The sequence below is a fragment of the Bathymodiolus japonicus methanotrophic gill symbiont genome (assembly GCF_019721995.1).
GTDB lineage: Bacteria > Pseudomonadota > Gammaproteobacteria > Methylococcales > Methylomonadaceae > Methyloprofundus.
Genome location: NZ_BLYC01000001.1, coordinates 106,241 through 131,740, shown reverse-complemented (window position 1 = coordinate 131,740; position 25,500 = coordinate 106,241). Strand labels below are relative to the sequence as shown.

The following is a 25,500-nucleotide window of genomic DNA, read 5'->3' as shown; positions in this document are numbered from 1 at the left end:
GGTCTAGCTCAATGATATGCTGCATTACGCCTTCAACCTTACTGAATAAAACGAATTCACTTTTATGTTTTAACACAACACTGGCAAAGTCGACTGCACATCAAAATTTTGTGCTCTATGGCGCAGCATATGATCCATTAATACGATTGCCATCATCGCCTCGGCTATCGGCGTAGCACGAATACCCACGCAAGGATCATGACGTCCCTGAGTGACTACCTCAATGGCCTCACCTTTCCGGTTGATACTACGTCCTGGCAAATGCAGACTGGAAGTGGGTTTTAAGGCAATACTGGCAACGATATTCTGGCCACTGGAAATACCGCCTAAGATACCGCCCGCATGGTTACTTAAAAAACCACCCGGGGTCATTTCATCTCTAAAGTCAGTTCCCTTGCTATTAATACAAGCAAAGCCATCGCCAATTTCCACACCTTTAACCGCATTAATGCTCATTAAAGCATGCGCCAAATCAGCATCCAGGCGATCAAAGATGGGTTCGCCTAAGCCCGGCGGAACATGACTTGCCATCACATTGACTTTAGCACCTATCGAATTACCCTCTTTACGCAGGGCATCCATATAAGCGACTAATTCAGCTTCTTTACTACTATCTGGACAAAAGAAGTCGCTATTATCCATTATCGCCCAGTCGATTTTTTCGATTTTAATCGGCCCAAGTTGAGCCAGATATCCGCGAATGTCTATACCATATTGCCGCTTTAAATATTTCTTGGCAATCCCACCTGCCGCCACACGCATCGCAGTTTCTCTAGCAGAAGAACGCCCACCACCGCGATAATCGCGAAATCCATATTTATGGTCGTAAACATAATCAGCATGCCCTGGACGAAAAGTTTCGGCGATATTCGTATAGTCTTTAGAACGCTGATCGGTATTTTTAATCAATAAACCGATCGGTGTGCCGGTTGTCCTTCCCTCAAACACACCGGATAAAATTTCCACCTGATCCGCTTCACGGCGCTGAGTTGTATGCCTGGAAGTTCCAGGCTTGCGCCGATCCAGATCAGCCTGTAAATCAGCCTCTGTCAAAGGCAGCCCTGGCGGACAGCCATCAACAGTTGCGCCTAATGCAATACCATGACTCTCACCAAACGTCGTAACTGTAAATAATTTTCCTATGCTATTACCTGACATACCTAATTTAATGCCTCTTTAAATAATTGATAAAATGCAAACACCTGTTCTGCGTTAAGTAAAAACACGCCATCACCGCCCTGCTCAAAATCTAGCCAGTAAAATGGCACTTCTGGAAACTGTGTTTGCAAGGTTTCCGCACTGCTGCCGACTTCTACGACCAGAACCCCTTGTTCACTGAGAAAATCAGCCGCATCCACTAAAATTTTAATCACCAGATCCAGCCCTGTTTCACCGCCGGTAAAGCCCATTTCAGGCTCAGCATGAAATTCGTCTGGAAGTTCCTGCCACTCGCTGATAGCGACATACGGCGGATTAGAAACAATTAAATCGTATTTTCGCGTGGGTAATGCAGTAAACAGGTCCGAATGATACAAGCTTAATTGCTCTGCCACTTCATGTTTAGCGACATTGATTTTCGCCACTTCCAGGGCATCTGCAGACAAATCCACTGCATCCACATGCGCACCGGGAAATGCATAAGCACAGGCAATCGCAATGCAGGCGCTGCCGGTACATAAATCCAATATATACTGCACCTGATCAGCCGTGACCCAGGGCGTAAACTGCTCCCGAACAAGTTCAGCAATAGGTGACCTAGGCACTAGAACGCGCTCATCAACATAAAAAGCTAAACCAGCAAAAATAGCTTCATGCATTAGATACGCCGATGGAATACGGGTCTGAATGCGCCGATTAACAAGATCAACAATTTTATACCGTTCCTCTTCTCTCAACCTGGCACTAAAATAGCTCTCGGATAGATTATATGGCAGATGCAGCGTATGTAAAACAAGAGCCGCCGCATCATCCAATGCTGTTGCAGTTCCATGTCCATGAAACAACTTTGCTTCAGCGAACTGGCTTGCAGCCCAGCGTATATAGTCCCTTACTGTTACCAGCGTCTGAATCGTTTCTAACGATGTTTGTGACATAAAATGAATATTGTTAAGGTGTAAAACTGGTAATTTTAAACTAATTCAGAGTGTTTCGGCATAGCTTTACAGAAAAAATAAAGCATACTTGACGTTATTCCAGCTTCATGATTTTTAATGCCACAAACAGCTTTCTGTATTCCTCGGCAGACACAGCATCCCGACAAACCAGTAAACTTCGCTGCCTGCTATCAATCTTGACTTGCAGAATGATAATAAAAGAGGTGAGTACAGTAGACCTTAAAACATGCAGACAGGAGTGGTGATCATTCACTACTAGCTCCCAGGAAAGTTCCTCTGAATATCTTAAGCTAAAGCTATAAAAACCTTGTTGATAGCGCTGCAGGTAAAAGTAAAAACTACCCACTGACAACAAACACAGCGCGACTTTTAATATAGCAGCAACAGGCATCAACCAACTACTAAGCAGTGCAAGTACATGCACGATAATGATAAAGGCTAGTAAATTGCGTGATTGTTTTACATCAACCCATAAAGGAGCTGCGGATCTTTTTGACAAGCTGTTTTAACTCTTGGTGTTCAGGCAAGCTATCGGCAAGAAAATAGGCGATTAATAGATCATCTTCCAGTGCCAGTAATTCGCTAAATAAACGCTGGTCTGTCACCCCTGATGCTGCATACTGATTATCCAAATAAGCACATAATAGAGCATCCAGCTCCTTCACTCCGCGCCGACATTGCCAGCGCAGACGCCTCAAATCCTGCAATTAACCTTCTTCCCTGACCAGCAGCATTTTTTTGATTTCAGCGATTGCTTTTGCCGGATTTAAGCCTTTTGGGCAGGTGTCGGTACAATTCATAATAGTATGACAACGATACAACTTAAACGGGTCTTGCAAATCATCCAGGCGCTCACCGGTGTGCTCATCACGACTATCACTTAACCAGCGATGCGCCTGTAATAATACTGCAGGCCCCAGGTATTTATCACTATTCCACCAATAACTAGGGCAACTGGTTGAGCAACAGGCACATAAGACACATTCATACAGGCCATCTAACTGTTTACGCTCTGCTACACTTTGCAAGCGCTCTTGATCAGCCGGAGGTGGTGTCTGGGTTTCTATCCACGGTTTAATCGAGGCATATTGCGCATAAAAATGGGTCATATCAGCAACCAGATCTTTCACCACATCCATATGCGGCAATGGATAGATTTTGATCCTGCCTTTATAATCGGCAATGGCCTTAATACATGCCAGGGTATTTTTACCATTGATATTCATTGAGCACGATCCACACACTCCCTCACGGCATGAGCGTCTGAATGTCAGGCTACTATCGATATCGTCTTTAATTTTCAGAATTAAATCCAGCACCATTTCACCACATTGATCCAAGTCTATATCGTAGCAATCTATGCGTGGATTTTCATCGGTGTCCGGATCCCAGCGATAGACTTCTACCCGCTTTACTCGGGTCGCGCCTTTGGGTGCGGAATAAAACTTGCCTTTTTGCACCACTGAGTTTTTTGGCAGTGTAAATTCAACCATTAGTAAACCCTCTTTTTCGGTGGAATCACTTCAACTTCATCGGTTAATGTGTACATATGCACAGGTCGATAATCGATCTTGACTTTATTATCTGCTAGCCATAATAAAGAGTGTTTTAACCAGTTTTCATCATCTCTGTCTGGAAAGTCATCGCGCGCATGACCGCCCCGGGTTTCAGTACGATTAGCTGCGGCAGACATCGTAACCATGGATAAATCCAGAAGATTTTCCAGTTCCAGCGTTTCCACTAAATCGGTATTCCAGATTAATGAATGATCACTGACCTGCACATCTGCAAAGGAAGCACGAATTTCAGCAATTTTCTGCTCGCCTTCAGCCAGCATATCTCCCGATCTAAAAACAGCGGCGTGGGTTTGCATGGTTTTTTGCATATCCAGGCGAATCTCGGCTGTTTTTAGACTTCCCTCTGCAAAACGTAAGCGATCAAATCGTTCCAGCGCTTTATCATAGGCATCTTCAGCCAAAGGTTTATGAGGGGTTCTAGGTTTGATCAATTCTGCGCAACGTATCGCTGCCGCACGACCAAAAACCACCAGATCCAGTAAAGAATTAGAACCCAGTCGATTAGCACCATGCACCGATACACACGCGGCCTCACCAATCGCCATCAGGCCTGGAATAACCGCATCAGGGTCACCCTCTTTTAAGGTCACCACTTCCGCTTTATAATTGGTGGGAATACCGCCCATATTGTAATGCACGGTAGGAATCACCGGAATAGGCTCCTTAGTCACATCCACTCCGGCAAAAATCCGTGCCAATTCAGAAATCCCTGGTAACCGCTCATTAATAACATCTGGATCCAGGTGTTCAACATGTAAATAAGCATGATCTTTATGCTCACCTATGCCACGCCCGGCATTCACTTCCATGGTAATTGCACGACTAACCACATCTCGCGAAGCCAGGTCTTTCGCATGTGGTGCATATTCTTCCATAAAGCGAGTACCTTCTGAATTGGTTAAATAACCACCTTCACCACGCACCCCTTCGGAAATCAAACAGCCTGCACCATAAATCCCGGTCGGGTGAAATTGAATAAATTCCATATCCTGTAAAGCCAGCCCTGCACGTAACACCATGGCACTACCATCACCCGTCACTGTATGTGCTGATGTACAGGAAAAGAAGCAGCGTCCATAACCACCCGTGGCGATGACCACTGTATGCGCCTTAAACACATGCATCGAGCCATCATCCAGACACCAGGCCAGAACGCCACGGCACGCTCCATCTTCCATGATTAAGTCAATTACGATATATTCAACAAAAAATTCAGCTTCATGCTTTAAGGATTGCTGATAAAGCGTGTGTAAAATAGCATGACCAGTCACATCAGCTGCAGCACAAGTTCTTTGTGCTTTGCCTTCACCAAAATGCGTGGTCATGCCACCAAAGGCGCGCTGATAAATTTTGCCATCCTCATTCCGCGAGAATGGCACACCGTAATGTTCCAGTTCCAACACTGCCGGAATAGCTTCACGGCACATATATTCAATGGCATCCTGGTCGCCTAACCAGTCAGATCCTTTAACCGTGTCGTACATATGCCAGCGCCAGTCATCTTCACCATTATTACCCAGCGCGGCACTAATTCCACCTTGCGCAGCAACGGTATGACTACGAGTTGGAAATACCTTGCTAATACAGGCTGTTTTCAAGCCTTTTTCAGCCATACCAAAAGTAGCACGTAAACCAGCGCCACCGGCACCCACGACCACTACATCGTATTCATGCTCAATAATCTTATACTTATCTTTCATGTTTAATTATCCTGCAGAAATAGCAATACGTATGGCAAATACCAGCGATGCAATTGCCATCCCGGTAAACGTTAATTTAATTACCCAGACCATGACAATTTTTAGCCAGTTGGGATTAACATAATCTTCAATAACAACTTGTAGCCCTAGTGCCGCATGATAAAAACCGGTAAATGCCCAGGCGAGCAATAAGGTAAAATTAAGCGGGCTCATTAGCCACTGCCTGATTTCATCATAAGAGGCATAAAAAAGCTGTTGAATAAATAAAATCAACCAGAAAGATAAAGGAATTAAAGCAACAGCAGTCACTCTTTGCATCCACCAATGCGTAGTACCCGTTTTTGCAGAACCCAGGCCTCGTGCTCGTGCCAAAGGAGTTTGATAACTCATATTTAACTCCCTAACTGAACAAATAAGTAACTGATCCCGGTTAGAATAACCGAGGCAAAAAGCTCCAATATAATATAGTAATTCATTAGGGGTTTTTCATAGCCCTCACCTGCATCCCAGAATAAATGGCGAACGCCATGACACATATGAAAGAACAAGGCATAGACCATCATCCAGATTGCTACGCTGACTAAAGGCTGCAATATAACAGACTGCATAGATTCAAAGCTACTGGCACCACATTGAAGCACGGCCAGACTCACTACAAATAACATCAACCCGGCTGCTAACAATACCCCAGTCATTCTATGCGTCATCGACACCACTGCAGTCAGGGGTAATCTATACACTTGCAAATGAGGTGAAAGCGGTCTTCTTCTCTGTTCCATAGCACAAACACTCGACTTAGAATTAAGTGCTTAATAATACAGGCTCGGTGGTGATTATTCCATTATCAATTTAAATTTTGTATTGCACCTGATTACTTTAGTTACACTGCTTAACCGTCTGAAGTTTCCTAGTTTTTAAAGCATAAGAATATCAGCTAATGCTTATTTTTCTGAAATATTAGATATTGCTAATATCGATGGAATTCCGTTGACTAAAAGCCTTGAATTCTTTTTAAAAACAACAGATTAATCGTTAATGAGGCCTGGTTTCACTGTATAATGAAAGTTTCTAACACATTGATTATACAAACAAACCGGCCTCATTCATGTTCATTTTACGCGATACTTTACTTCCGTTTCAAGATCATTTTTCCAAAACCACTTTAGGCCGCGAACGAGCCTCTCTGTTTGTTTACACGATCCCGTCTATTATCGTTCCCTTTACGTCGTCGATGACATCTAATCTTTGGCGTTGCCTTGATACGCTGTTTGGGTTTGAGATCAAGAATAAGCGCGTTTACACTTTCATGGCTTCTTCAACTTTGCCGTGGGCTGGGCTGTGGAAAACTATCTGGGAGCTGATTCCGTCTCCTGAAACAGATGGGCGCATATTGGTTGCACTGGATGACTCCATTATCACTAAAGTAGGCAAAAATATCTTCGGCTGTGAAGCCATTTTTGACCACGCGGCCAAATCGAATCAAAGCAAATATCCATGGGCACAAAATATTGTGTCGGTAGGGTTGCTGAAACAGGTCAAAGTCGGGGAGTCGCTATTTTTGCGAAAGCTTGTTTTGGGCATCCCAGCCCAAGCAAGCAGCAAAAACTTAACGCGACCACTTATGCCTCCGGCGGCCCCGATTCGTCCTCGTCACCTCGTCCCGACCCAACAAGGGGTCGGAACATAGGCTCCAAATGACTTGACGCCGTGTCGGATGGCCTTTTATTTTGTCTCCACCTTCGCTTAGGCTCCGTTTCCCTGATTTTCAGCGGTCGCTGGGCGTGCTTATTTTTAGATTTCCGATTTTATCTGCCCTTAAAAACAATTCAGGCAAAAAAAGAAACCGCCACGATAAGAGGGGAAGTCGTTCCTTTCCAGACCAAGATGACTCAGGCGGCTCAAATGCTGATTGCAATTGCAGAACATTTTTCCACCGCTCCGATATTGACAGTCACTGATAGCTGGTTTGGCAACAATGGCCTATGGAAGCCTGTTTACAAAGCTATCGGAAGCCGGTTTAATATTCTCTCTAGGTTAAGGTGCAATAATGTACTGTACGATCGTCCAGAAAAAAGAAAACCCAAGCAGAGGGGGCGGAATAAAAAGTACGGGCAGCGTCTGAGGTCAGCCACAGACATGGCAAAAAAAGTACAACAAAAGGCCCGATCGTATACCGTGAATCTCTATGGAAAACAGCGTGAAGTCAGGGCTTATAGTCGCGTTGTCATGCTGAAAACATTGAAACGACCCGTTCAGGTTGTCTGGGTGTTTCGTCGCACACAGTGGATTGCTTTGTTTACGACCGATCTAAGTTTATCCGTCACACAGATTATTGAGTATTATGGTGCGCGATGGAAAATAGAATCCGGGTTCAAAGAGCTCAAGCAAGACATAGGGAGTCAGAAAAGTCAGTGTCGAAATGCGCAGGCAGTGACCAACCATTTGAACTTCTGTATGATGGCAACAACGCTGACGTGGATTTACGCGGATCGTTTAAAAACCGATCCGGAACGTCGGCACAAAGTGAAGGGGCGAGCCAGTTTCGCATTTTCAGATATCCGCCGCATCATTGCCGAAGCGGCTTTGGATCCGGATTTTGAAAGGGTTTGCCCCAAATACAGCAGCTCCCCTGTAAATTCGGTGGTAGCCGTTTTATTGCGAATGGTTCCTTGATGAATTTCTAAGAAACTTCAGCTTAACCGTTACTTCGACATGCTAAGCACCGACAGAAAAAATCGCCCAGCAATTATCGCTGCTTGAGATTCAGCATTAACGCGCCATTAGCATCGACTACGCGTAGTTGATTTGCACGAATTTCGTAGCGCGTCACTTTTGTTAGCTCCTGTAATAACTGCTGCTCCTGAACCATTAGGTCATTATCTGTACAAAATTTCCGTGTGCTGATAACCGGGCCAATCGTTATTGCAGTGCCATTTAGCTGGTAACTGGCAGTCAGGGAATTACAGCAGCTATTGCCCTGCAATTTGCCATCAATAAATTGCAGGCTGGCCTTGCCGGTTTGCGCGCTACTGAGCACGCCGCCCTTGCCATTATTAATGCCTATCATCTGCCACGTTGTTTGCTCTAATGTGAGTACCGGCAGGTTTTTAAATATCAGCAGCATCTGTCTTTCTGCGTCTAGCAATTGCAAGATATCATCTTGAAACTGGTAGAATTTAATATCCGCTAGATTTTATTGCTGTTCTTGCACTGCAATAGGCTCCGAACAGGCCATCATGGTCATGCCTGGCTGAGATATATTCAAGCTGTCATAGCCTGTGAACTGAAAAGCCCCAAAATAACGGTTACACCCGGTACTACCCGATATTTTATTTTCTGCAAACTCAATACTCACCACAGTGTCTGCTAAAACAGCTTTCATCCCCTGCTCTGCGAAGTAACTGATTAGCTGCCACTGGTCGCCATATAATGAATTTTGCATGCTTCGCCTTTGCTGATTGCCGCTGTTTAAGTTTGCACTGATAGGCCGAATATCAGGCGGCTCTATTAATTGCTCTGCCGCAGTCATGTTATCCGAAGTATGACTGCAGCCCTGTAGCAATATCATGCTTAATAAGATTTTTTTTTGCATTAGCGTCATTGTTTTAAGTTAAATAATTGAATTTCTGAATAAGCCATTATCGCAAATCACATCAGACCGGTATTAAGGCAACTCGCAATAAATAACCCACCCACCATGCAGGTTTTTTTGTCCGTCTTCTGCGTTGTAGAAATAGTTTCGTAGCTAGCTATGCGCCTATTTATACGCCTTGAAGACAAACAAAAATCCTGCGCAATATGGGTAGATTTGTTTTGCGCCTTAGCTAAAAAACCTGAACTATAAAATTCAGTTGCCCATTCTCGAACCTGTTTATAAACAGTGAGCGATGAGCCTTGCCTGTTTCATCGAAGGAAATTAATCCCTTAATGCCTTCAAACCGTTGCGTCGAACGTATTGCATCATTAATACAGGCTTGCTTGCTCTCACTCGATGTTCAAGTTTTTGATATTGAGAAGGTAAAATCAGGTATTCTGAGGTTGTTGTAATTTTATCGGTGTAAGCCCATGTTAATGAATGCCCCAGCCACCTTTATCCAAAGCTATATTGACGATTTAAATGATGCGCTCAATCAGCTAAAACCCGGAGCCGCTTTGACACGGATTCAAGCCGCTTGGTTGGGCACTTGTTTAACGGGCATACTGCTAATGAACTCTGTTTGCTGGGCTAAGTTTGAGCGAGCAAGCCTTGGAGATTGCAAAGTAGCCGCATTATCCTGGGTGTTTCGTAAAGCAAGTATACCCTGGGACTGGTTGCTACGGGTGAGTGTGGTCTTAATTTTAAAACGTTATGGCATTACTGAAGCTGAAGTTTCCCAATAATTATTTATGGTAAAATTGAAACTATGCTACAACTATATGAAAAAAATAGTCTTTTCATTCGTTTCAAATGCTATTGCCTAAGGGGAATTAAGTAGGGGTTTGCTATAAACATGGCAAAACCACCTAAAATAAACCTCGATACACCAGCATTGTGTATTTCAGCTACCGCTGAAAATCAGGGAAACGGAGCCTAAGCGAAGTGATGATTTTTAGTCCGCGATAGCCGTAGGGCCGTTATTTTGTCGGAGTCTGAGCGTTAGCGAAGGTGGCGACAAAATAAAAGGCCATCCGACACGGCGTCAAGTCATTTGGAGCCTATGTTCCGACCCCTTGTTGGGTCGGGACGAGGTGACGAGGACGAATCGGGGCCGCCGGAGGCATAAGTGGTCGCGTTAAGTTTTTGCTGCTTGCTTGGGCTGGGATGCCCAAAACAAGCTTTCGCAAAAATAGCGACTCCCCAATCAATAATTGGGAAACTTCAGTTACTGAAGGTGTGTTGGCCTTTGATGAATCAGACCGAGCACGATCTAAGTCTACAAAACGTATTTATAAGGTTTACAAACAGAAACACAAAGGCTCCGGCGGTTATGTTAATGGACAAACGATAGTATTATTGCTGCTAGTTACCTCATCCATTACAGTGCCTGCGCTGAAAATCAGGGAAACGGAGCCTAAGCGAAGTGATGATTTTTAGTCCGCGATAGCCGTAGGGCCGTTGTTTTGTCGGAGTCTGAGCGTTAGCGAAGGTGGAGACAAAATAAAAGGCCATCCGACACGGCGTCAAGTCATTTGGAGCCTATGTTCCGACCCCTTGTTGGGTCGGGACGAGGTGACGAGGACGAATCGGGGCCGCCGGAGGCATAAGTGGTCGCGTTAAGTTTTTGCTGCTTGCTTGGGCTGGGATGCCCAAAACAAGCTTTCGCAAAAATAGCGACTCCCCGATCGGTTTTTTCTTTTATATGCCGGATCCAGCCTTAAAGCAGTGGGATAAAGAAGATAAACGGTTGAAAAAGAGCGGTATAGCAGAAAAAGATCGGCCTATTAAGCCTGAACGTGACAGTGCCTACCCGACCAAAACAGAGATTGCATTAGGCTTATTAAAAGACCTGAATTCGTATAATAAGTGCATAACCCTCTGCAAGTATTGGCTAGACTAACACCTGTTGAATTAAGACAAGACATAGGTGTAAAGTAAACAGCTACCAAACAATTTACAGAGGCTACAAATGAGCTATACACACCTATAGACTTTCAGAAAATTAATTTCCGAACAAACAAAAACGACAGAGGGGAAACTGGCTTATAATTTTCGTCCCAACACTAACGGAAACAGTCAAAAATGGTATCCCTCACTTTTTCAAAGTCAATTGTAGACCGACTAAAAAAAAATATGGCGACAGCTCTCAAGCTAAGTAATATTTGTTTATATCGATTAACTCAAGCTCTACTCTGGTTCAGTGAATGCATGGGAATCAAAGAAATAGCACGCCTAATGTGAGTCTGTGAAAAAACCATTATAAATTGGCTGAAAACATTCATGCATAAAGGTGTCGGTTGGTTAATAGGGCAACACTATCAAGGACGTGGTCGGAAGTCAAAGTTAACTAAAGACCAGAAAAATAAATTGGTTGAGTTGATAAAGAAAGGCCCAGAAGACAATGGATTTCATTGTGGAATATGGAATACTGCGATGATTGCCGAGCTTATTTGGTTAAAATTTGAAGTTCGTTATAACTTGAACTATTTATCAAGCCTAATGAAAAAACTGGGCTTCAGTTATCAAAAAGCTCGTTTTGTGACTGATCGCCAAGAAGAAGAAAAGTACGAGCTTGAAAGAAAAACGTGGCTGGAAGAAACATTGCCTGCCATTATGGAAAAGGCGGTAGAAGAAAAGAGTGTCGTTTTATTCGGTGATGAGGTGTCATTTGCTATGTGGGGTTCATTGGCACGAACCTGGGCTCCAATAGGAGAGCAACCCACAGTGAAAACATCAGGGATTCGAAAAGGGTTGAAAATGTTTGGTACGATCGAACTCGAAGGAGGGAGTTTTCAATACCGAGAATCATTGGCTTATGAGATAAAACCAAAGTCACTTAGACTTTTAAAAGAAGCTGGGCTGCCTCAAGAATTTTTAGCTATTCTTAAAAGCTTAAAAAATGAGAAATATCCAACACAGAAGCTTTTTATGGAAGCGATATATTCTATTGCCGACAACGTCTTAATCGAGAGTTATAAGCCAATGATATTACAACACGCTGAAACATCTGGGCGTTTTAATGGTGAAAGCTATGTTGAGTTTTTAACACAATTGCTGGCTTATTATAAAGGCAAGATTATTCTAATTGAAGATGGTGCCCCGTATCATGGAAGCGGTGTTATTAAGGAATTTAAGTTAGCTAATGTAGATCGTTTGACAGTAGAACGTCTCCCTGCGTTCTCGCCGGATTTTAATCCGATTGAGAAATTATGGAAAAATACGAAACGCGATTCGACTCATATGAAGTATTTTAAAACTTTTGAAGATCTTCATGATTCAGTTGTGCAAACTTTTAACACTTATATGCATGATGCCAGTAAAGTGATTTGTGTTATGCAAAAATTGCGGGAAGATTTCGTTGTTACCGCCTAAGTTTAAGCGCTCCAAATTTGGAAATTATTTATCTGAGAAACTATATGTCCTGAAGAAAGATATTATATAGAAATTGAATTAAAAAAGGGAACTTCACAGAATAAAATAGCAGAAGCCTTAGAACGAAGCCAAAGCAATATTTCACGCGAGATTAAACGCAATACAGGTCAAAGAGGCTACAGGCATAAACAAGCAGAAGATTTTGCCCAAGAACGACACAAAAACAAGCCTAAAGAGGTTAAATTAACGGATGAAATGAAAGGCATTGTTAATGTTCGCATTGAGGATGACTGGAGTCCTGAGCAGATTGCAGGGCGGTTAAAACAAGAAGGTATAATTAGTCTTCATCATGAAACAATCTACCAGCACATTCTGGCGTACAAAAAGGCAGGGGGTGAACTATACAAGCATCTTCGGCATCAGAACAAAACCTATCGCAAGCGATATGGGTCAGCCCATAATAGGACAGGAATCCCTAATAGAGTCGATATAGATGAGCGTTCTGAAGAGGTCAACAACCGTAAGCGTATAGGTGGTTGGGAGGCAGATACAATCATTGGGAAAAATCACAAAGGGGCGATTGTAACGTTGGATGAGCGAGTCTCTAAATTACGGTTGGCCTTCCCTTTAGCGGGGAAAAAGGCTCAATATGTATTAGACGCAACTATTTTAATGCTTGATCCTATAAAAAGCTTTGTTAAAACAATTACTTTTGATAACGGGAAAGAGTTTACCCTGCATGAAAAAATAGCAGAAGCACTAGGTTGTGATACGTATTTTGCGACTCCCTACAGCTCTTGGGAAAGAGGGCAAAATGAGAATGCTAATGGCTTATTAAGACAGTATTTCCCTAAAGTAATGGAGTTGATTGATGTTACGATAAAAGAGGTTTTTATAGCCCAGGCGCGCCATGCTACCTCACGAAATTCCGGGACTCCTGTCGCCGTAATTCGTTCACCTACGCAGCGAATAGGAGATGCTCCAGCCGCCCTGCGTCCGCCACAGACTGAGCACAAAGCAGCTCAGTCATGGCTACCACAAATGGCTCTACGGCTATTCGGGATAAAATTTTGGCCTCCCTCGCGCGCTATCGCGCACTTCGGATTGGCAAATTTCCCTGCGCCTTCTGGAGACTATCAGCCCGTCCGGGGCTGACAGCGGTTGATAAGCTAAATAGTCGCCCTAAAAAGTGTCTCAATTACAAAACACCTTATGAGGTATTTGAAGAGCTGACTGGGATAGATATGAAAAATTTATTGGGTTATGTACTTATGACTTGAATTCAGGAGAGTTTAAAGTTGCGCATAGCCTGATTAAAATTAAAGGCGTACTGGCTTGAAGCGCTGTATGGTGAAAAAGCCTTTATGGACGAAGCCGCTAAAGAATCTGGAGGCTCGCAGGTGATTAGCCAATTACGTGAAAACCAAAATATTGAATATAGAGGTAGAATAAGGTCAGTCGAGAGCTACTTTAATTCGATTAACAAAGGCATTGATCAGATAATACGTGTACGTGGCGGCAAAGAGATTAAAGTGACTGCCAGCAGTGCACGATTAAAGGTGAGTTCTCACAGTAAAAAACGCTTTGTCATTGCCTTAAAATATGACGGTGAAAACGACTATCGCTATTTAGTGGCGACAGACCTGACTTGGCGCACACAAGATATTATTCAAGCCTATACGTTGAGATGGCTGATTGAGGTTTCCTTTGAGGACTGGAAGCTTTATGAAGGATGGGGGCGTGAGGCCAAACAATTAGATGAAGAGGGATCAAACCGTGGCCTGATTCTGAGTCTTTTGTTTGACCATTGCCTTCTCCTTCACCCAGAGCAAATAGCCCGCATTGAAAGCAAACTACCTGCGTATACCGTAGGAAGCTTACAGCGCAAGTCTCAAATGGATGTACTGCTTGAGTTCATCACGTCATTGCTAGAGTTTCCAGATCCTGGTGATAAGCTGAAAGAGTTAGGTGAATTAATAAAGGATGTGTTTCAACTGATGCCATCAGGAAAACATATGATTGGCAGAGATTTAGGGCGCTTAGAGCCAACACCATCATTAAAGTATTGTTCTGCTGGGTGAAGGTAAGAGTTTGATGGCAATGGGATGGAAAAACTTGAACATCGAGTATAAACATGGCAAAACCACCTAAAATAAACCTCGACACACCAGCATTGTGTATTTCAGCTACTCAATAATTGGGAAACTTCAGTAGGTAATTAAATTATAGTTTTATGGAGAGCATATTATCCAGTGCAACCTTGGCATATTGTGCTTCTTGCTCGGCCACTTGAATGCGATTAACGACATGCCCGGCAACCAGGTTTTCCAGAATCCATGCCAGATGCTGTGGATCGGTGCGGAACATGGTTGAACACATGCTGAGTGCCGGTGACATAAAGTGTACATTTTTACCCTCTGCCTTACATTCATCATGCAAGCGGTTGACTAAATTCAACTCAGTTGCCACCAGCCAGCGAGTATTCGGTTCGGCTTCACGCACGATTTTTAAAATAACTTCGGTAGAGCCAATATAATCAGCCTTTTGACATACTTCAAAACAGGCTTCAGGATGGGCAACTACATTAGTTTCAGGGTAGCGCTCTAAAAACGCATCAATCTGCTCAGGCTTAAAAACCTGATGCACTGAACAGTAACCACCCCAGAGAATCATTTTCGCCTGCCGAATTTCCTCAGCAGTTAAACCTCCCATAGGCTTAGAAAAATCCCAGACCACCATTTCATCTAAAGGAATACCCATATTAAATGCAGTATTACGGCCTAGATGCTGATCCGGGAAAAAAAGAATTTTTTCTCGCTTGGCAAAGCTCCATTCAAGAATTTTTCTAGCATTAGATGAAGTACAGACAATACCTTCATGCTCACCACAAAAGGCTTTTAAATCAGCAGCAGAATTAATATAGGTAACCGGTGTAACCGTATTTTCTACATCAATAACTTTGGCTAATTCATCCCAGCAGCGTTGCACATTAACTTTATTTGCCATATCGGCCATCGAACAGCCAGCGGCTAAATCGGGCAATATAGCTATTTGCTCGGGCCGAGACAGAATATCTGCCACTTCTGCCATAAAATGCACGCCGCAAAAAACGATATATTCCGCATCGGATTCGGCTGCTTCCCGGGAAAGTTTTAACGAATCACCAGAAATATCAGCGTGCTGAAAGACTTCATCACGCTGATAATGATGGCCTAAAACAATACAACGTTTGCCTAAAGTGGCTTTCGCTTGCTGGATTTTTATTGCACATTCCTCATCAGAAAGTAATGCGTAATCTTGAATGGCTAATGCAGTCATAATAAATTCTCAAAAACTCTTTTTGTAGGGCGTGGCTTCAGCCCGCAAACATCTACCTGCTTTGATACAGGCGCGCCATGCTACCTCACGAAATTCCGGGACTCCTGTCGCCGTAATTCGTTCACCTACGCAGCGAATAGGAGATGCTCCAGCCGCCCTGCGTCCGCCACAGACTGAGCACAAAGCAGCTCAGTCATGGCTACCACAAATGGCTCTACGGCTATTCGGGATAAAATTTTAGCCTCCCTCGCGCGCTATCGCGCACTTCGGATTGGCAAATTTCCCTGCGCCTTCTGGAGACTATCAGCCCGTCCGGGGCTGACAGCGAAAGAGCGGGCTAAAGCCACGCCCTACAATTGACTAAGCGTCGTCTTTAACAATCGGCTTATGCAATTTAATATGCAGTTCCTTTAATTGCTCGGCATTAATCATCGCCGGTGCATCCACTAATGGACATGCGGCCGATTGGGTTTTAGGGAAAGCAATCACTTCGCGGATTGAACTCGAACCGGTCATTAACATAACCAGACGATCAAGCCCATAAGCCATGCCCCCATGTGGAGGACAACCATATTTTAAAGCCTCCAATAAAAAACCGAATTTATCATTCGCTTCTTGCTCGCCTATGCCTAAAATATCTAAAACAGTAGACTGCATTGCGGTTTTATTAATACGAATCGAACCACCACCCACTTCAGTACCATTCAGCACTAGATCATAGGCACGCGATAATGCCGCGCCTGGGTCAGATTTTAACTCCTCTTCCGAGCAGCTAGGCGCGGTAAAAGGGTGGTGGATGGCATTCCAGCGCTTGCCTTTTTCATCCCATTCAAACATTGGAAAATCAACCACCCAAAGCGGCTTCCAGTCACCTTCTAAAAGCCCTAAATCGGTACCAACCTTTACGCGTAATGCACCTATTGCTTCATTTACAATATTGGCTTTATCTGCACCAAAGAAAATCAGGTCGCCTGTTTGCGCGCCCGTTTTTTCTAGTACCGCTTCCCAGACTTCAGCCGGTGCAAACTTAACAATCGGAGACTGTAGACCTTCAAGCCCACCATTGCGATCATTGACTTTAATATAAGCCAGACCTCGCGCGCCATAAATACTGACGAACTTGGTATAAGCGTCTATTTCTTTTCGACTTAGTTTTGCACCCTCTGGAATACGTAAAGCAACCACGCGCCCTTTTGGATCATTAGCGGGGCCAGAGAAAACCTTAAACTCGACGTCTTGCATTTCTTCGGCAATATCCACTAGCTCTAATGGAATCCGTAAATCTGGTTTATCAGAGCCATAACCTGACATGGCCTCTTCATGCGTCATGCGCGGAAAAGGATTGCCTAAATCGACATCAATTACTTCTTTGAATAAATTACGCATCATATCTTCCATAATAGCCATAATCGCATCTTCATCCATAAACGAAGTTTCTATATCCAACTGAGTAAATTCAGGCTGTCGATCCGCACGTAAATCCTCGTCACGAAAACAACGCACTACTTGATAATAGCGGTCCATACCCGCCATCATCAATATCTGTTTATATAATTGTGGGGATTGCGGTAGGGCAAAAAACGCATGTTGGTGGGTACGGCTGGGTACGATATAATCACGCGCGCCTTCTGGCGTTGCCTTAGTTAAAATAGGCGTTTCCATTTCAAAGAAGTCCTGCGCATCCAGAAAATTACGTAAATTACGCGTAACATCGCGCCGCACTTTCATCTTTTCCAGCATTGATGTTTTACGCAGGTCGATATAACGATAACGCAAGCGCATTTCTTCGTTAACTTCAATCTCGCTTTCAATCGGGAAAGGTGGTGTTTCTGACTCATTTAATACTTCAATATGGCTGACCAAGACCTCGATTTCGCCAGTTGCCATATTAGGATTAACCGTTCCTTCCAGACGATCTCTGACTATACCCTCTACACGCAATACATATTCGCTGCGCACACTTTCAGCAATCGCAAAGGTGTCCGTTGTTTCCGGATTAAAAACTACTTGCACCAGACCTTCACGATCTCTTAAGTCGATAAAAATAACACCACCATGATCACGTCTTTTATGTACCCAGCCGCACAGCGCAACTGATTCACCTAAGTTATCTTTTTTTAATTCTCCGCACTTATGGGTACGCATATATTATTTCTCTGTAAATATTTATAGACATTATCGGTTCGAGACACTCGTACCGACCGTTATTATTCTTATTTTACCCGGCTTTAGCGGGCTTGGCAGCAGCAGGTGCTTTTTTTTCTCCAGCAACATTTTTCTTATTGCCACTTTTAAAGTCAGTTTCATACCAGCCGCTGCCTTTTAAGCGGAAGCCCGCTGCTGATATTTTTTTCTTTAGTTCAGGATCATTACAGCTAGGACACGTTACCAGTGGCTCTGCGCTCATTTTCTGCAAGGCTTCATGCTCATTTCCACAGGACTGGCACTCATATTCATAAATTGGCATTTGCTACTCCGAAAGAGGAAAATAACTAGAAATATGGAGACTGATTTGCTTTTTTTCAATAAGCAAATCAAAATTAACCGTGTATTTTAATAATAAGCAGCAGTACAAGCAAGAAACAGCGAACACATTAGACCAAACACAGACTTTAAGGCGGCTATCAATGCAACAAATAACTCTGACCCAACCCGATGACTGGCACTTACATGTACGCACTGGAGACATGCTGAAAACAGTAATCAATCATACTGTCCGGCAATTTGCGCGCGCAATAATTATGCCCAATTTACAGCCCCCAGTGACTAATGTTGCTCAGGCTCTCATCTATCAACAAGAAATTCTGCATGCCGCCTCAAGCCAGTATAACTTCAATCCGCTGATGGTCCTTTACCTGACTAATAGCACAACGGTAGAAGATGTCCGACTAGCAGCAGATTCATCGGCTATACATGCTTTTAAGCTCTATCCCGCTGGTGCAACCACTAATTCCGCTCAGGGAATAACTGATCTAAAAGCTGTTTTCCCTATATTTGCGGCAATGGAAGAACACAATGTACCACTACTGGTGCATGGAGAAGTGACCGATGCCGACATTGACATCTTTGATCGGGAGCGGGTTTTTATTGAACAGAAACTAAGCGTTATTCACCTGCACTTCCCGACCCTGCGCATTGTGCTTGAACATGTAACTACCCGGGAGGCAGTGCAATTTGTGCAACAAGCACCAGATAATATTGCTGCAACCATTACCCCCCAGCACCTGCTATATAATCGCAATGCAATCCTGGTCGGGGGCATCAAACCACATTATTATTGCCTGCCGATACTTAAACGGGAAACACATCGAGAAGCCTTGGTAAAGGCTGCAACTAGCGGCAACCCCAAGTTCTTTTTAGGTACTGACAGTGCGCCGCATTTAAGTCATTTAAAAGAAAATAGCTGTGGCTGTGCTGGTTGTTATTCTGCTTATGCAGCCATTGAACTCTATGCCGAAGCATTTGATGCGGCTAGTGCATTGGATAAACTGGAAGGCTTCGCCAGTTTTTATGGCGCAGATTTTTACCAGTTACCGCGAAATACACAGCACATCACCCTGGAAAAAACTGACTGGCAAGTACCTGATAATTATCCTGTCTCAGATAAGACCCGATTAACACCGCTTAAAGCGGGCGAAACATTGCACTGGAAACTAAAAGAATCAGTGGCATAGCCCAGCACATATCCCATTTTCACCATGAAGAGCATAAAGAACAGATTGTTACAGATATAATTAGGTATAGGTATATGTTTTTGTTAAACGTCGCTATGAAGTTATATCGTAATGCCTTCAAGTCCTTCATGGTAAGAACCAGTACCTGGCATAAAACCAGCGTCTAATATGTCGCCCATATTCTCTATCTTATTCATCAGTGTTCCCATTGAAAGAAGAAGTACCTAAACAAAGCAGCCTATGACCTACCTGAAGGTAGCAACACTCGAATATTTCCATCTTTTTGATTTTAATCACTTATAACAGAAAATAAACACTCTGTAGGCACCGTAAAAAAACAACAAATAATTTCAAATAAAGCTTGCAATTGCCGAAAAAATTTTTCTAAAAATTTCCGTTTTAATCACCTCATAAACGGATATCACCCATGCTTAAAGACCTACCACTCTCTGAACATATTCACCAACACTGCAATGAAAGTATGGAACGTGCCCTGTTAGCAGAGCGTCATCCTTTGTGGGCTCGTTCATGCCCAGAGTTGAAGGATATCGACTTTATTCGCCTTGGGTTATTACGCTGTATCAGTGTAGTCGATAGTGGTCGCCATTTCCTCCAAACCAATGAACAGATTTATGGCCAGCTGCTTCCCCCGCTGAAAATCATGGAAACGGAGCTTAGCGAAGTGGTGATTTTTAGTCCCTGATAGGCGACAGGGCAATTCGCTGATTCGACGTGTGCTAGCAGCACGCGAGAGGAGCAAGAATTGCATTCCGAATAGCCGTCCAGCCAGTGAGGTAGTAATGACGAAGCGGCTTTTGTGCGTAGTCGTTGCGGACGCAGGGCGTTCCAGGCGCGCCATGCTACCTCACGAAATTCCGGGACTCCTGTCGCCGTAATTCGTTCACCTACGCAGCGAATAGGAGATGCTCCAGCCGCCCTGCGTCCGCCACAGACTGAGCACAAAGCAGCTCAGTCATGGCTACCACAAATGGCTCTACGGCTATTCGGGATAAAATTTTAGCCTCCCTCGCGCGCTATCGCGCACTTCGGATTGGCAAATTTCCCTGCGCCTTCTGGAGACTATCAGCCCGTCCGGGGCTGACAGCGAGGGCATCTCCCATCCGCTGCGTAGGTGAACGAATTATGGCGACAGGAGTCCCGGAATTTCGTGAGGTAGCATGGCGCGCCTGACTCAATGTATTTTAAATCACTGAAGTCGCATAGACGAACAAGTATGCTTGAGGCATTTGAACAGCAGAGCTATCATCTTCACGCTGAAACACTGCTATCGCAAGGCATTGATTATCTTAAAGCATTCCCGGAACTTGACGAATACACCATAGAAGCAGCGGATGGACATTTTATTGATCATGCCTGCCATACTGAAAAAAACAGCAAGGGGAAAGTTTATGCGGCCGGGGGGATTTACGCGTTGAATCTCAGAAGTGGGTTGCTCAGATTTCTTTGTCTGGTGACAAACGGAACTCAGAGACATCAAGAAATACCTGTGTTACGAGGTCATATTGAAAAGCAAAACAAGGGAAATAACAGCTCTCAGAAACATCTCTATGTCTACGATAAAGCCGTCACCGACTTTGTCTGGTGGGATCGGCAGAAACGACATGCTAATTACATGATTTCAATGCTAAAAGAAAATTCAATTGCGACTCTGGTTGAGTCTATCCCTTTTGACTCCCGCCATGAGATCAATACAGGGGTTGAAGCATACAGTGTGTACGAAAACAAGGGCATCAAATTTAACGTGGTGGATTACCGTGATCCAGAAACCGGAAAACTTCACCGGTTCGTGACAACCTTGCCAATGACTATTAACCCTGGAACCATTGCCATGCTGTATTTCAAGCGATGGACGATTGAAAAGACATTCAATAACACTAAAAGTAATTTCAAGGAAACTAAAGCTTGGTCTTCCAATACCCGCTCACTTGAAAATCAAATGCGCCTGACTGCAATGAGCTATAATTTAATGCGCGTGTTTGAAGAGAGTTCAAAAACACAACAGCCAGAATTGATTCATCCATCGGATAAAAAATATAGCGAGGCTCTGGAGATAAGGCAGCAACAGGCTCAAAAACGAGATCGTTTTGTGAATCCATTATTTTTCCAGGCAAGAATATCTCGTATCAGCTCGTATACCATTCGGGCAGTTCAAAACGCAATAATAACAGGAATGTCTTTACAGTGCTTTATGAGCTCTCTTGTGGCGAGGTTAGTTTTACGGCCTCAATTGATAGGGGAACACTGATGATCTTATTCCAGCCCTTCTTCATATAGGTCCTCACCCAGATCCTCACCATTCATACCTTCAAAGTCGAGGGGTTGTACTGCGCCATCACTAATTAAATAATCTCTGCGCTGCATATAGGCAGAACGGAAAAATACATATCGATCTATTGCTGCCTCTGAAGCTACTGCTTCAGCACCTAAAAAGTCTGCTCGAGCATCAACAATTTCTACCGTACTCAAACCGACTGATAGCCCCCAGGATACTGCTGAACTGCCAAAAAAGAAAGTATAGGTTAACGGGTGCAAAGCTGAATCTCCGACATAACCACCCACGCCTCTTACCGAACTAGGGCCCAACAGCGGGATAACAAAATAAGGTCCTCTAGGCACACCCCATACCGCCAAGGTTTGCGCAAAGTCCTCTTGATGTTTAGGTAAGTCGATCATGGTTGCGACATCGATAAATCCGGCAATTCCAGCGGTGCTATTCACCAGGAATCGAGTGGTATCCATAATGCCCCGTTTAGGTTTTGCCTGTAAAAAATCATTAACACTGACCCCAATATCTTTTAAATTAGAAAAGAAGTTACTGATGCCTATATCTGCAAATTCAGGGGTTATCCATTGATATCCCTTGGCTACTGGCTTTAAAACAAATTTATCAACTTGGTCATTGAATGATAATATATCTCGATTCATTCCTTCCCATGGATCTTCCGTAACTGGGTGAGGAACCGTGGTACAGCCCTGCAACACTGCCAAGATGACTCCACCAAGCAGCAAACGATATTTATTTATTTTATTTATCATTACTTAAAATACTAGCTAAAAGTTTATACACACAAAAACTTCGCGTAACATAGCATATTTTTCCCCAGTCATTTAATATTTAGCACCATGGAACCAGTTGAACATCCATTAAACGAACGATTTAGGGGATACCTTCCTGTGATTGTTGATATAGAAACAGCAGGGTTTGATGCAAAAAAAAATCCATTGCTAGAAATCGCTGCGGTAATTGTTGAATATGATGAAGGTGAGCAACTGCAAATTACCGAAAGTCATGCTGCGCATATTATTCCATTTGAAAATTCAATTTTAGATCAATCTGCTCTAAAATTTACCGGCATAGACCCATACCACCCGTTTCGTATGGCTGTTGCTGAAAAAGAAGCATTACATAAATTATTTATGCCCATTAAGCATGCCGTAAAACGCAACAAGTGCACTCGAGCCATTTTAGTCGGACACAACCCCAATTTTGATATTAACTTTCTCAACGCTGCCATTAGCCGCACGAGAATAAAGCGCAGCCCGTTTCACCCCTTTAGTACCTTTGATACTGCGACCCTGGGCGGCTTAATGTATAAACAGACAGTGCTGGCTAAAATTGGCAAGGCAGCAGGAATGGAGTGGGATAATGAGCAGGCGCACTCCGCGCTGTATGATGCAAAGCAAACGGCTGAAATTTTCTGCAATATCGTGAACCGCTGGAAACAACTGGAAGCACTAGAAGGAAACCCAGACTAATACCTGGTCATATAGAAATCAGCAAAGCTGGCTGCTTTAAAATTTCTGATTTTTTAATTTTGCATTGAAATGTTTAGCACCCACCAGTGCAAGAACAACAAAAGCTCCCGGTGTAACGATTGCTGCCGCAACTGAAGCAGACAGCTTTAATTTCTGTTGCCGACTGACAGCGATGTTAGAGCTTTTTTCCACAGGATAGCGTATCGCACCACATGAATGGCAGAGTGGGTATTCTTTTTTTTCTGTCGTGCCACAAAATGAACAATCTGGCATATAAATCACCCTGATTTTTATTATTATCCTTGAATAATAGCAGAAAAATTAATATGCGTTTGCCTGTTTACAGCCACCTCTTCTTTATTGTAGTGAATTACTTGCGCTATGTATCGGTATGTAAAAAAAGTCATTGCCGAAGTGTTTTAGCGAGACCCCGTGTTTAACCAGAGAGATTCCCGCTAACAGCGTTCATGAATAAAAGATAGCTAAAAGTCATGCATAACTAACTTGTGCTGCACTAGCTTTAAACAGCTATTTTATTCCGATAAATAGTTGCACTAATCACGGCTATCGGTGGAATAAAAATATTCAATACAGGAATCATCAGCGCGAATAACAGCATACCACCAAAACTCAAGGCGCCAATGCGTACTGTTTTAAGTGCCTGTCTTTGCTCGGCAAATAGTGCTCCTTCATTTTCCAGCGTATAGGCAAAATATTCCATACTGATCCCCCATGCCCCAAAGAGTCCCCATAAAACCGGCGCAATTAGATTCACACCTGGAATAATCGAAATAACCACGAGGGGAATAGCGCGGCTTAATAAATACACCAGCCGTCTTAACTCCGAGCCTAGCACCAGCAGTATAGGCTGCTCTTGAATCTCCCCGGTTTGATCATTCAGGATATGCTGCGTCTTTGCAGCCAGACCACCATAAAAAGGCGATGCAATTAAATTAGCTATTAATGTAAAGGTAAAAAAACCAGCAGCAAAGAAGCTTGTAAAAAACAGCGGATAAATCAGCCAGTCTAGCCACTCCAGCCAGCCGGGTATAAACCGTGCGATTAGATCACCCACATACAGATAGCCCAGATACAACAGACTGGAAAACAAAACTAAATTTACTGCGATCGGGATTAACACATATTTTCTTAATTGCTTATGCCATAACAAAGACGCACCTTGCGCTAAACTCTGTACGGCAAGTAATGGGTTTGCCCCGGATTTTTTATTAAATTCTATTTTCATTTTGTAACTCTTTAACGCCTTGCTCAAAAGGATTAAAAACTGCACCCCGTTCGGTAACAATAACACTAATTAACTCTGCCGGAGTCACATCAAACACAGGGTTCCACGCACCAATCAGACTATCCTTATGCATATAACAGTCGGGCAGGAACTCACTTGCTGCGCGTTGCTCTATTTCAATCTGGCTGCCATTATCCATCGTAAAATCTATTGTTGAAACCGGCGCGACCACCATCATCTTTACGCTATGATATTTAGCTAAAACCGCGAGCGAATAGGTACCAATTTTATTAGCGACATCGCCATTTGCGGCAATGCGGTCTGCACCCACGATAATCCAGTCAATTTTACCGCTGTGCATCAGCACCGCTGCAGCAGAATCGGCAATGAGGGTTACCGGAATATTATCCTCTGCCAGTTCCCACACGGTTAAACGTGTCCCTTGTAACCATGGGCGCGTTTCCCCGGCAAACACTGTGCGTGCCTGACGTTGCACTGCACTACGTATAACACCTAGTGCAGTGCCGTATCCGCCAGTCGCCAAGGCACCCGCATTACAATGCGTTAATAAGCTCTGGGCATCGGCCAGGATATCCGCGCCTATTTCACCCATTTGCTGATTGGCAGCGATATCTTGCTGGTGAATTTCCACTGCCTTAGAAATCATTGCCGCCACGGGCGAGCCTGATTGGCAAGCCAATACATCCTGCATAACAGATAGCGCCCAGAACAAATTCACTGCCGTGGGTCTAGCTGCAGCCAATATCGCTATATCAGCATTTACCTGTTGCCGCCATTGTGTATTATCTAGTGCGTAATGCTGCTGTACCGATAAAGCAACAGCATAAGCGGCAGCGATGCCGATTGCCGGCGCACCACGGACTCGCATGCTCTTTATAGCCTCAGCAACCTCTGGGGCTGTGCTAAAAGTATCGTAATGCACCTGCTCGGGTAATTGCCGCTGATCCAATACTGATAACTGCGTCTCCTGCCATACCAGGGCATGTACATTGAGTTTATTTGGGGAACTACTCATTAACACGTATACTCATTAGTCATTATCTTGTTCGGGTTCCCTACGCTAT

38 protein-coding genes and 1 pseudogene are annotated in these 25,500 nt (G+C 43.8%); 16 read left to right on the top strand and 23 right to left on the bottom strand.

Translation table 11 applies throughout. The features are described 5' to 3' along the window. Nucleotides 1–69 precede the first annotated feature (69 nt). The 8 genes from aroC to sdhC all read right to left on the bottom strand — a co-directional run bounded on the left by aroC (nt 70) and on the right by sdhC (nt 6,170). Complete coding sequence (gene aroC / locus K6984_RS00800) at nt 70–1,158, bottom strand: chorismate synthase (protein WP_221893738.1); 1,089 nt, start codon at nt 1,156–1,158, stop codon at nt 70–72. A 2-nt stretch (nt 1,159–1,160) separates the two neighbouring features. After that, nucleotides 1,161–2,093, bottom strand: coding sequence for a 50S ribosomal protein L3 N(5)-glutamine methyltransferase (gene prmB, locus K6984_RS00795; RefSeq protein WP_221893737.1), 933 nt, complete (start codon nt 2,091–2,093; stop codon nt 1,161–1,163). Nucleotides 2,094–2,187: 94 nt separating this feature from the next. After that, on the bottom strand, nt 2,188–2,538 hold the full coding sequence (locus K6984_RS00790; protein ID WP_221893736.1) for a protein YgfX: 351 nt from the start codon (nt 2,536–2,538) through the stop codon (nt 2,188–2,190). A gap of 40 nt (nt 2,539–2,578) precedes the next feature. Continuing rightward, nucleotides 2,579–2,812, bottom strand: coding sequence for a succinate dehydrogenase assembly factor 2 (locus tag K6984_RS00785; RefSeq protein WP_263458606.1), 234 nt, complete (start codon nt 2,810–2,812; stop codon nt 2,579–2,581). Nucleotides 2,813–2,821: 9 nt separating this feature from the next. Continuing rightward, nucleotides 2,822–3,607 carry a succinate dehydrogenase iron-sulfur subunit gene (locus tag K6984_RS00780; protein WP_221893734.1) on the bottom strand — a complete coding sequence of 262 codons (786 nt, stop codon included), beginning with the start codon at nt 3,605–3,607 and terminating at the stop codon, nt 2,822–2,824. Beyond that, a complete protein-coding gene (gene sdhA / locus K6984_RS00775; protein WP_221893733.1) occupies nt 3,607–5,391 on the bottom strand; it encodes a succinate dehydrogenase flavoprotein subunit in 1,785 nt (594 codons plus the stop codon). The genes K6984_RS00780 and sdhA overlap by 1 nt, the downstream gene beginning before the upstream one ends. Before the next feature lie 6 nt (nt 5,392–5,397). Continuing rightward, nucleotides 5,398–5,781: a succinate dehydrogenase, hydrophobic membrane anchor protein gene (gene sdhD, locus K6984_RS00770; RefSeq protein WP_221893732.1), complete on the bottom strand. Its 384-nt coding sequence runs from the start codon at nt 5,779–5,781 to the stop codon at nt 5,398–5,400. A gap of 2 nt (nt 5,782–5,783) precedes the next feature. Beyond that, the gene (sdhC, locus tag K6984_RS00765) at nt 5,784–6,170 is read right to left on the bottom strand and encodes a succinate dehydrogenase, cytochrome b556 subunit (protein WP_221893731.1); all 387 of its coding nucleotides are present in this window, start codon (nt 6,168–6,170) and stop codon (nt 5,784–5,786) included. 779 nt (nt 6,171–6,949) lie between these two features. Here sdhC and K6984_RS32075 point away from each other — a divergent pair. Both K6984_RS32075 and K6984_RS00760 read left to right on the top strand, forming a co-directional pair. Further along, entirely contained in the window at nt 6,950–7,078 is a 129-nt protein-coding gene (locus tag K6984_RS32075) for a hypothetical protein (protein WP_263458596.1), read from the top strand. Nucleotides 7,079–7,098: 20 nt separating this feature from the next. Then, nucleotides 7,099–8,064 (top strand): IS701 family transposase, encoded by a 966-nt coding sequence (locus K6984_RS00760; RefSeq protein WP_221893730.1) that lies wholly within the window; start codon nt 7,099–7,101, stop codon nt 8,062–8,064. Between the two features lie 73 nt (nt 8,065–8,137). On the opposite strand, the gene K6984_RS00755 is transcribed toward K6984_RS00760, so the two are convergent. Together K6984_RS00755 and K6984_RS00750 are read right to left on the bottom strand one after the other, a co-directional pair. Next, nucleotides 8,138–8,515 (bottom strand): META domain-containing protein, encoded by a 378-nt coding sequence (locus K6984_RS00755; RefSeq protein WP_221893729.1) that lies wholly within the window; start codon nt 8,513–8,515, stop codon nt 8,138–8,140. 69 nt (nt 8,516–8,584) lie between these two features. Then, nucleotides 8,585–8,992: an META domain-containing protein gene (locus K6984_RS00750; protein ID WP_221893728.1), complete on the bottom strand. Its 408-nt coding sequence runs from the start codon at nt 8,990–8,992 to the stop codon at nt 8,585–8,587. Nucleotides 8,993–9,456: 464 nt separating this feature from the next. Between K6984_RS00750 and K6984_RS00745 the strand changes: the two genes are divergently transcribed. Further along, nucleotides 9,457–9,771: a hypothetical protein gene (locus tag K6984_RS00745; RefSeq protein WP_221893727.1), complete on the top strand. Its 315-nt coding sequence runs from the start codon at nt 9,457–9,459 to the stop codon at nt 9,769–9,771. 315 nt (nt 9,772–10,086) lie between these two features. On the opposite strand, the gene K6984_RS32070 is transcribed toward K6984_RS00745, so the two are convergent. Then, nucleotides 10,087–10,215 carry a hypothetical protein gene (locus K6984_RS32070; RefSeq protein ID WP_263458596.1) on the bottom strand — a complete coding sequence of 43 codons (129 nt, stop codon included), beginning with the start codon at nt 10,213–10,215 and terminating at the stop codon, nt 10,087–10,089. On the opposite strand from K6984_RS32070, the gene K6984_RS00740 reads away from it, so the two are divergent. Then, entirely contained in the window at nt 10,193–10,465 is a 273-nt protein-coding gene (locus tag K6984_RS00740) for a hypothetical protein (RefSeq protein ID WP_221893726.1), read from the top strand. The two genes, K6984_RS32070 and K6984_RS00740, sit on opposite strands and share 23 nt — an antisense overlap. Here K6984_RS00740 and K6984_RS00735 read toward each other — a convergent pair. Next, nucleotides 10,400–10,540, bottom strand: coding sequence for a hypothetical protein (locus K6984_RS00735; protein WP_221893725.1), 141 nt, complete (start codon nt 10,538–10,540; stop codon nt 10,400–10,402). The genes K6984_RS00740 and K6984_RS00735 overlap by 66 nt on opposite strands. A gap of 27 nt (nt 10,541–10,567) precedes the next feature. Continuing rightward, entirely contained in the window at nt 10,568–10,696 is a 129-nt protein-coding gene (locus tag K6984_RS32065) for a hypothetical protein (RefSeq protein WP_263458596.1), read from the bottom strand. Between K6984_RS32065 and K6984_RS00730 the strand changes: the two genes are divergently transcribed. From K6984_RS00730 to K6984_RS35895, 4 genes and pseudogenes are all read left to right on the top strand, one after another. Then, nucleotides 10,674–10,928, top strand: coding sequence for a hypothetical protein (locus K6984_RS00730; RefSeq protein ID WP_221893724.1), 255 nt, complete (start codon nt 10,674–10,676; stop codon nt 10,926–10,928). The two genes, K6984_RS32065 and K6984_RS00730, sit on opposite strands and share 23 nt — an antisense overlap. Before the next feature lie 182 nt (nt 10,929–11,110). Next, nucleotides 11,111–11,269, top strand: coding sequence for a hypothetical protein (locus K6984_RS00725; RefSeq protein ID WP_221893723.1), 159 nt, complete (start codon nt 11,111–11,113; stop codon nt 11,267–11,269). A 39-nt stretch (nt 11,270–11,308) separates the two neighbouring features. Continuing rightward, nucleotides 11,309–12,400: a transposase gene (locus K6984_RS00720; RefSeq protein WP_221893722.1), complete on the top strand. Its 1,092-nt coding sequence runs from the start codon at nt 11,309–11,311 to the stop codon at nt 12,398–12,400. A 42-nt stretch (nt 12,401–12,442) separates the two neighbouring features. Continuing rightward, a pseudogene (locus K6984_RS35895) lies at nt 12,443–13,300 on the top strand (IS30 family transposase); the annotation flags it as partial. Here K6984_RS35895 and K6984_RS30350 read toward each other — a convergent pair. Beyond that, nucleotides 13,189–13,416 (bottom strand): hypothetical protein, encoded by a 228-nt coding sequence (locus K6984_RS30350; protein ID WP_230987793.1) that lies wholly within the window; start codon nt 13,414–13,416, stop codon nt 13,189–13,191. The pseudogene K6984_RS35895 and the gene K6984_RS30350 overlap by 112 nt on opposite strands. Before the next feature lie 12 nt (nt 13,417–13,428). Here K6984_RS30350 and K6984_RS30345 point away from each other — a divergent pair, with 12 nt between their 5' ends. Both K6984_RS30345 and K6984_RS00710 read left to right on the top strand, forming a co-directional pair. Then, on the top strand, nt 13,429–13,680 hold the full coding sequence (locus K6984_RS30345; protein WP_230987792.1) for a hypothetical protein: 252 nt from the start codon (nt 13,429–13,431) through the stop codon (nt 13,678–13,680). An 84-nt stretch (nt 13,681–13,764) separates the two neighbouring features. Continuing rightward, the gene (locus tag K6984_RS00710) at nt 13,765–14,481 is read left to right on the top strand and encodes a hypothetical protein (RefSeq protein WP_230987791.1); all 717 of its coding nucleotides are present in this window, start codon (nt 13,765–13,767) and stop codon (nt 14,479–14,481) included. Between the two features lie 142 nt (nt 14,482–14,623). Here the strand turns inward: K6984_RS00710 and nadA are convergent, their stop codons facing one another. Next, on the bottom strand, nt 14,624–15,718 hold the full coding sequence (gene nadA, locus K6984_RS00705) for a quinolinate synthase NadA (RefSeq protein WP_221893721.1): 1,095 nt from the start codon (nt 15,716–15,718) through the stop codon (nt 14,624–14,626). 9 nt (nt 15,719–15,727) lie between these two features. Further along, complete coding sequence (locus K6984_RS00700; protein ID WP_221893720.1) at nt 15,728–15,901, bottom strand: hypothetical protein; 174 nt, start codon at nt 15,899–15,901, stop codon at nt 15,728–15,730. Between the two features lie 12 nt (nt 15,902–15,913). Here K6984_RS00700 and K6984_RS00695 point away from each other — a divergent pair, with 12 nt between their 5' ends. Next, a complete protein-coding gene (locus K6984_RS00695) occupies nt 15,914–16,078 on the top strand; it encodes a hypothetical protein (RefSeq protein WP_221893719.1) in 165 nt (54 codons plus the stop codon). On the opposite strand, the gene aspS is transcribed toward K6984_RS00695, so the two are convergent. Both aspS and K6984_RS00685 read right to left on the bottom strand, forming a co-directional pair. After that, on the bottom strand, nt 16,079–17,863 hold the full coding sequence (aspS, locus tag K6984_RS00690) for an aspartate--tRNA ligase (RefSeq protein ID WP_221893718.1): 1,785 nt from the start codon (nt 17,861–17,863) through the stop codon (nt 16,079–16,081). A 73-nt stretch (nt 17,864–17,936) separates the two neighbouring features. Then, nucleotides 17,937–18,185 carry an FmdB family zinc ribbon protein gene (locus K6984_RS00685; protein WP_221893717.1) on the bottom strand — a complete coding sequence of 83 codons (249 nt, stop codon included), beginning with the start codon at nt 18,183–18,185 and terminating at the stop codon, nt 17,937–17,939. Between the two features lie 160 nt (nt 18,186–18,345). Here K6984_RS00685 and pyrC point away from each other — a divergent pair, with 160 nt between their 5' ends. Next, nucleotides 18,346–19,392 (top strand): dihydroorotase, encoded by a 1,047-nt coding sequence (pyrC, locus tag K6984_RS00680; RefSeq protein WP_221893716.1) that lies wholly within the window; start codon nt 18,346–18,348, stop codon nt 19,390–19,392. A gap of 427 nt (nt 19,393–19,819) precedes the next feature. Then, nucleotides 19,820–20,095, top strand: coding sequence for a hypothetical protein (locus K6984_RS00675; protein WP_221893715.1), 276 nt, complete (start codon nt 19,820–19,822; stop codon nt 20,093–20,095). On the opposite strand, the gene K6984_RS00670 is transcribed toward K6984_RS00675, so the two are convergent. Next, on the bottom strand, nt 20,023–20,355 hold the full coding sequence (locus tag K6984_RS00670) for a hypothetical protein (RefSeq protein ID WP_221893714.1): 333 nt from the start codon (nt 20,353–20,355) through the stop codon (nt 20,023–20,025). The genes K6984_RS00675 and K6984_RS00670 overlap by 73 nt on opposite strands. A 12-nt stretch (nt 20,356–20,367) precedes the next feature. Between K6984_RS00670 and K6984_RS00665 the strand changes: the two genes are divergently transcribed. Both K6984_RS00665 and K6984_RS00660 read left to right on the top strand, forming a co-directional pair. Then, entirely contained in the window at nt 20,368–20,583 is a 216-nt protein-coding gene (locus tag K6984_RS00665) for a hypothetical protein (RefSeq protein WP_221893713.1), read from the top strand. Nucleotides 20,584–20,587: 4 nt separating this feature from the next. Continuing rightward, complete coding sequence (locus tag K6984_RS00660; RefSeq protein ID WP_221893712.1) at nt 20,588–21,658, top strand: transposase; 1,071 nt, start codon at nt 20,588–20,590, stop codon at nt 21,656–21,658. 5 nt (nt 21,659–21,663) lie between these two features. On the opposite strand, the gene K6984_RS00655 is transcribed toward K6984_RS00660, so the two are convergent. After that, nucleotides 21,664–22,449: an MlaA family lipoprotein gene (locus K6984_RS00655; protein ID WP_221893711.1), complete on the bottom strand. Its 786-nt coding sequence runs from the start codon at nt 22,447–22,449 to the stop codon at nt 21,664–21,666. Between the two features lie 87 nt (nt 22,450–22,536). Here K6984_RS00655 and rnt point away from each other — a divergent pair, with 87 nt between their 5' ends. Next, the gene (rnt, locus tag K6984_RS00650) at nt 22,537–23,169 is read left to right on the top strand and encodes a ribonuclease T (RefSeq protein WP_221893710.1); all 633 of its coding nucleotides are present in this window, start codon (nt 22,537–22,539) and stop codon (nt 23,167–23,169) included. 36 nt (nt 23,170–23,205) lie between these two features. Here the strand turns inward: rnt and K6984_RS00645 are convergent, their stop codons facing one another. The 3 genes from K6984_RS00645 to mtnA form a co-directional block, all read right to left on the bottom strand. Further along, complete coding sequence (locus tag K6984_RS00645; protein WP_221893709.1) at nt 23,206–23,442, bottom strand: hypothetical protein; 237 nt, start codon at nt 23,440–23,442, stop codon at nt 23,206–23,208. A gap of 247 nt (nt 23,443–23,689) precedes the next feature. Then, nucleotides 23,690–24,415, bottom strand: a complete 726-nt coding sequence (cysZ, locus tag K6984_RS00640) for a sulfate transporter CysZ (RefSeq protein ID WP_230987790.1) — start codon at nt 24,413–24,415, stop codon at nt 23,690–23,692. Next, nucleotides 24,399–25,451 (bottom strand): S-methyl-5-thioribose-1-phosphate isomerase, encoded by a 1,053-nt coding sequence (mtnA, locus tag K6984_RS00635; RefSeq protein ID WP_221894104.1) that lies wholly within the window; start codon nt 25,449–25,451, stop codon nt 24,399–24,401. Before mtnA ends, cysZ begins: the two co-directional genes overlap by 17 nt. Nucleotides 25,452–25,500 lie beyond the last annotated feature (49 nt).

What these genes read in the sequence shown, in the direction of transcription:
- aroC (WP_221893738.1), bottom strand. Translation starts at nt 1,158, where the DNA reads ATGTCAGGTAATAGCATAGGAAAATTATTTACAGTTACGACGTTTGGT.
- prmB (WP_221893737.1), bottom strand. Translation starts at nt 2,093, where the DNA reads ATGTCACAAACATCGTTAGAAACGATTCAGACGCTGGTAACAGTAAGG.
- K6984_RS00780 (WP_221893734.1), bottom strand. Translation starts at nt 3,607, where the DNA reads ATGGTTGAATTTACACTGCCAAAAAACTCAGTGGTGCAAAAAGGCAAG.
- sdhA (WP_221893733.1), bottom strand. Translation starts at nt 5,391, where the DNA reads ATGAAAGATAAGTATAAGATTATTGAGCATGAATACGATGTAGTGGTC.
- sdhD (WP_221893732.1), bottom strand. Translation starts at nt 5,781, where the DNA reads ATGAGTTATCAAACTCCTTTGGCACGAGCACGAGGCCTGGGTTCTGCA.
- sdhC (WP_221893731.1), bottom strand. Translation starts at nt 6,170, where the DNA reads ATGGAACAGAGAAGAAGACCGCTTTCACCTCATTTGCAAGTGTATAGA.
- K6984_RS00755 (WP_221893729.1), bottom strand. Translation starts at nt 8,515, where the DNA reads ATGCTGCTGATATTTAAAAACCTGCCGGTACTCACATTAGAGCAAACA.
- K6984_RS00750 (WP_221893728.1), bottom strand. Translation starts at nt 8,992, where the DNA reads ATGACGCTAATGCAAAAAAAAATCTTATTAAGCATGATATTGCTACAG.
- K6984_RS00745 (WP_221893727.1), top strand. Translation starts at nt 9,457, where the DNA reads ATGTTAATGAATGCCCCAGCCACCTTTATCCAAAGCTATATTGACGAT.
- K6984_RS00740 (WP_221893726.1), top strand. Translation starts at nt 10,193, where the DNA reads ATGCCCAAAACAAGCTTTCGCAAAAATAGCGACTCCCCAATCAATAAT.
- K6984_RS00735 (WP_221893725.1), bottom strand. Translation starts at nt 10,540, where the DNA reads ATGGCCTTTTATTTTGTCTCCACCTTCGCTAACGCTCAGACTCCGACA.
- K6984_RS00730 (WP_221893724.1), top strand. Translation starts at nt 10,674, where the DNA reads ATGCCCAAAACAAGCTTTCGCAAAAATAGCGACTCCCCGATCGGTTTT.
- K6984_RS00725 (WP_221893723.1), top strand. Translation starts at nt 11,111, where the DNA reads ATGGTATCCCTCACTTTTTCAAAGTCAATTGTAGACCGACTAAAAAAA.
- K6984_RS00720 (WP_221893722.1), top strand. Translation starts at nt 11,309, where the DNA reads ATGCATAAAGGTGTCGGTTGGTTAATAGGGCAACACTATCAAGGACGT.
- K6984_RS30345 (WP_230987792.1), top strand. Translation starts at nt 13,429, where the DNA reads ATGGCTACCACAAATGGCTCTACGGCTATTCGGGATAAAATTTTGGCC.
- K6984_RS00710 (WP_230987791.1), top strand. Translation starts at nt 13,765, where the DNA reads ATGGACGAAGCCGCTAAAGAATCTGGAGGCTCGCAGGTGATTAGCCAA.
- nadA (WP_221893721.1), bottom strand. Translation starts at nt 15,718, where the DNA reads ATGACTGCATTAGCCATTCAAGATTACGCATTACTTTCTGATGAGGAA.
- K6984_RS00695 (WP_221893719.1), top strand. Translation starts at nt 15,914, where the DNA reads ATGGCTACCACAAATGGCTCTACGGCTATTCGGGATAAAATTTTAGCC.
- aspS (WP_221893718.1), bottom strand. Translation starts at nt 17,863, where the DNA reads ATGCGTACCCATAAGTGCGGAGAATTAAAAAAAGATAACTTAGGTGAA.
- K6984_RS00685 (WP_221893717.1), bottom strand. Translation starts at nt 18,185, where the DNA reads ATGCCAATTTATGAATATGAGTGCCAGTCCTGTGGAAATGAGCATGAA.
- pyrC (WP_221893716.1), top strand. Translation starts at nt 18,346, where the DNA reads ATGCAACAAATAACTCTGACCCAACCCGATGACTGGCACTTACATGTA.
- K6984_RS00675 (WP_221893715.1), top strand. Translation starts at nt 19,820, where the DNA reads ATGCTTAAAGACCTACCACTCTCTGAACATATTCACCAACACTGCAAT.
- K6984_RS00665 (WP_221893713.1), top strand. Translation starts at nt 20,368, where the DNA reads ATGGCTACCACAAATGGCTCTACGGCTATTCGGGATAAAATTTTAGCC.
- K6984_RS00660 (WP_221893712.1), top strand. Translation starts at nt 20,588, where the DNA reads ATGTATTTTAAATCACTGAAGTCGCATAGACGAACAAGTATGCTTGAG.
- K6984_RS00655 (WP_221893711.1), bottom strand. Translation starts at nt 22,449, where the DNA reads ATGATAAATAAAATAAATAAATATCGTTTGCTGCTTGGTGGAGTCATC.
- rnt (WP_221893710.1), top strand. Translation starts at nt 22,537, where the DNA reads ATGGAACCAGTTGAACATCCATTAAACGAACGATTTAGGGGATACCTT.
- K6984_RS00645 (WP_221893709.1), bottom strand. Translation starts at nt 23,442, where the DNA reads ATGCCAGATTGTTCATTTTGTGGCACGACAGAAAAAAAAGAATACCCA.
- cysZ (WP_230987790.1), bottom strand. Translation starts at nt 24,415, where the DNA reads ATGAAAATAGAATTTAATAAAAAATCCGGGGCAAACCCATTACTTGCC.
- mtnA (WP_221894104.1), bottom strand. Translation starts at nt 25,451, where the DNA reads ATGAGTAGTTCCCCAAATAAACTCAATGTACATGCCCTGGTATGGCAG.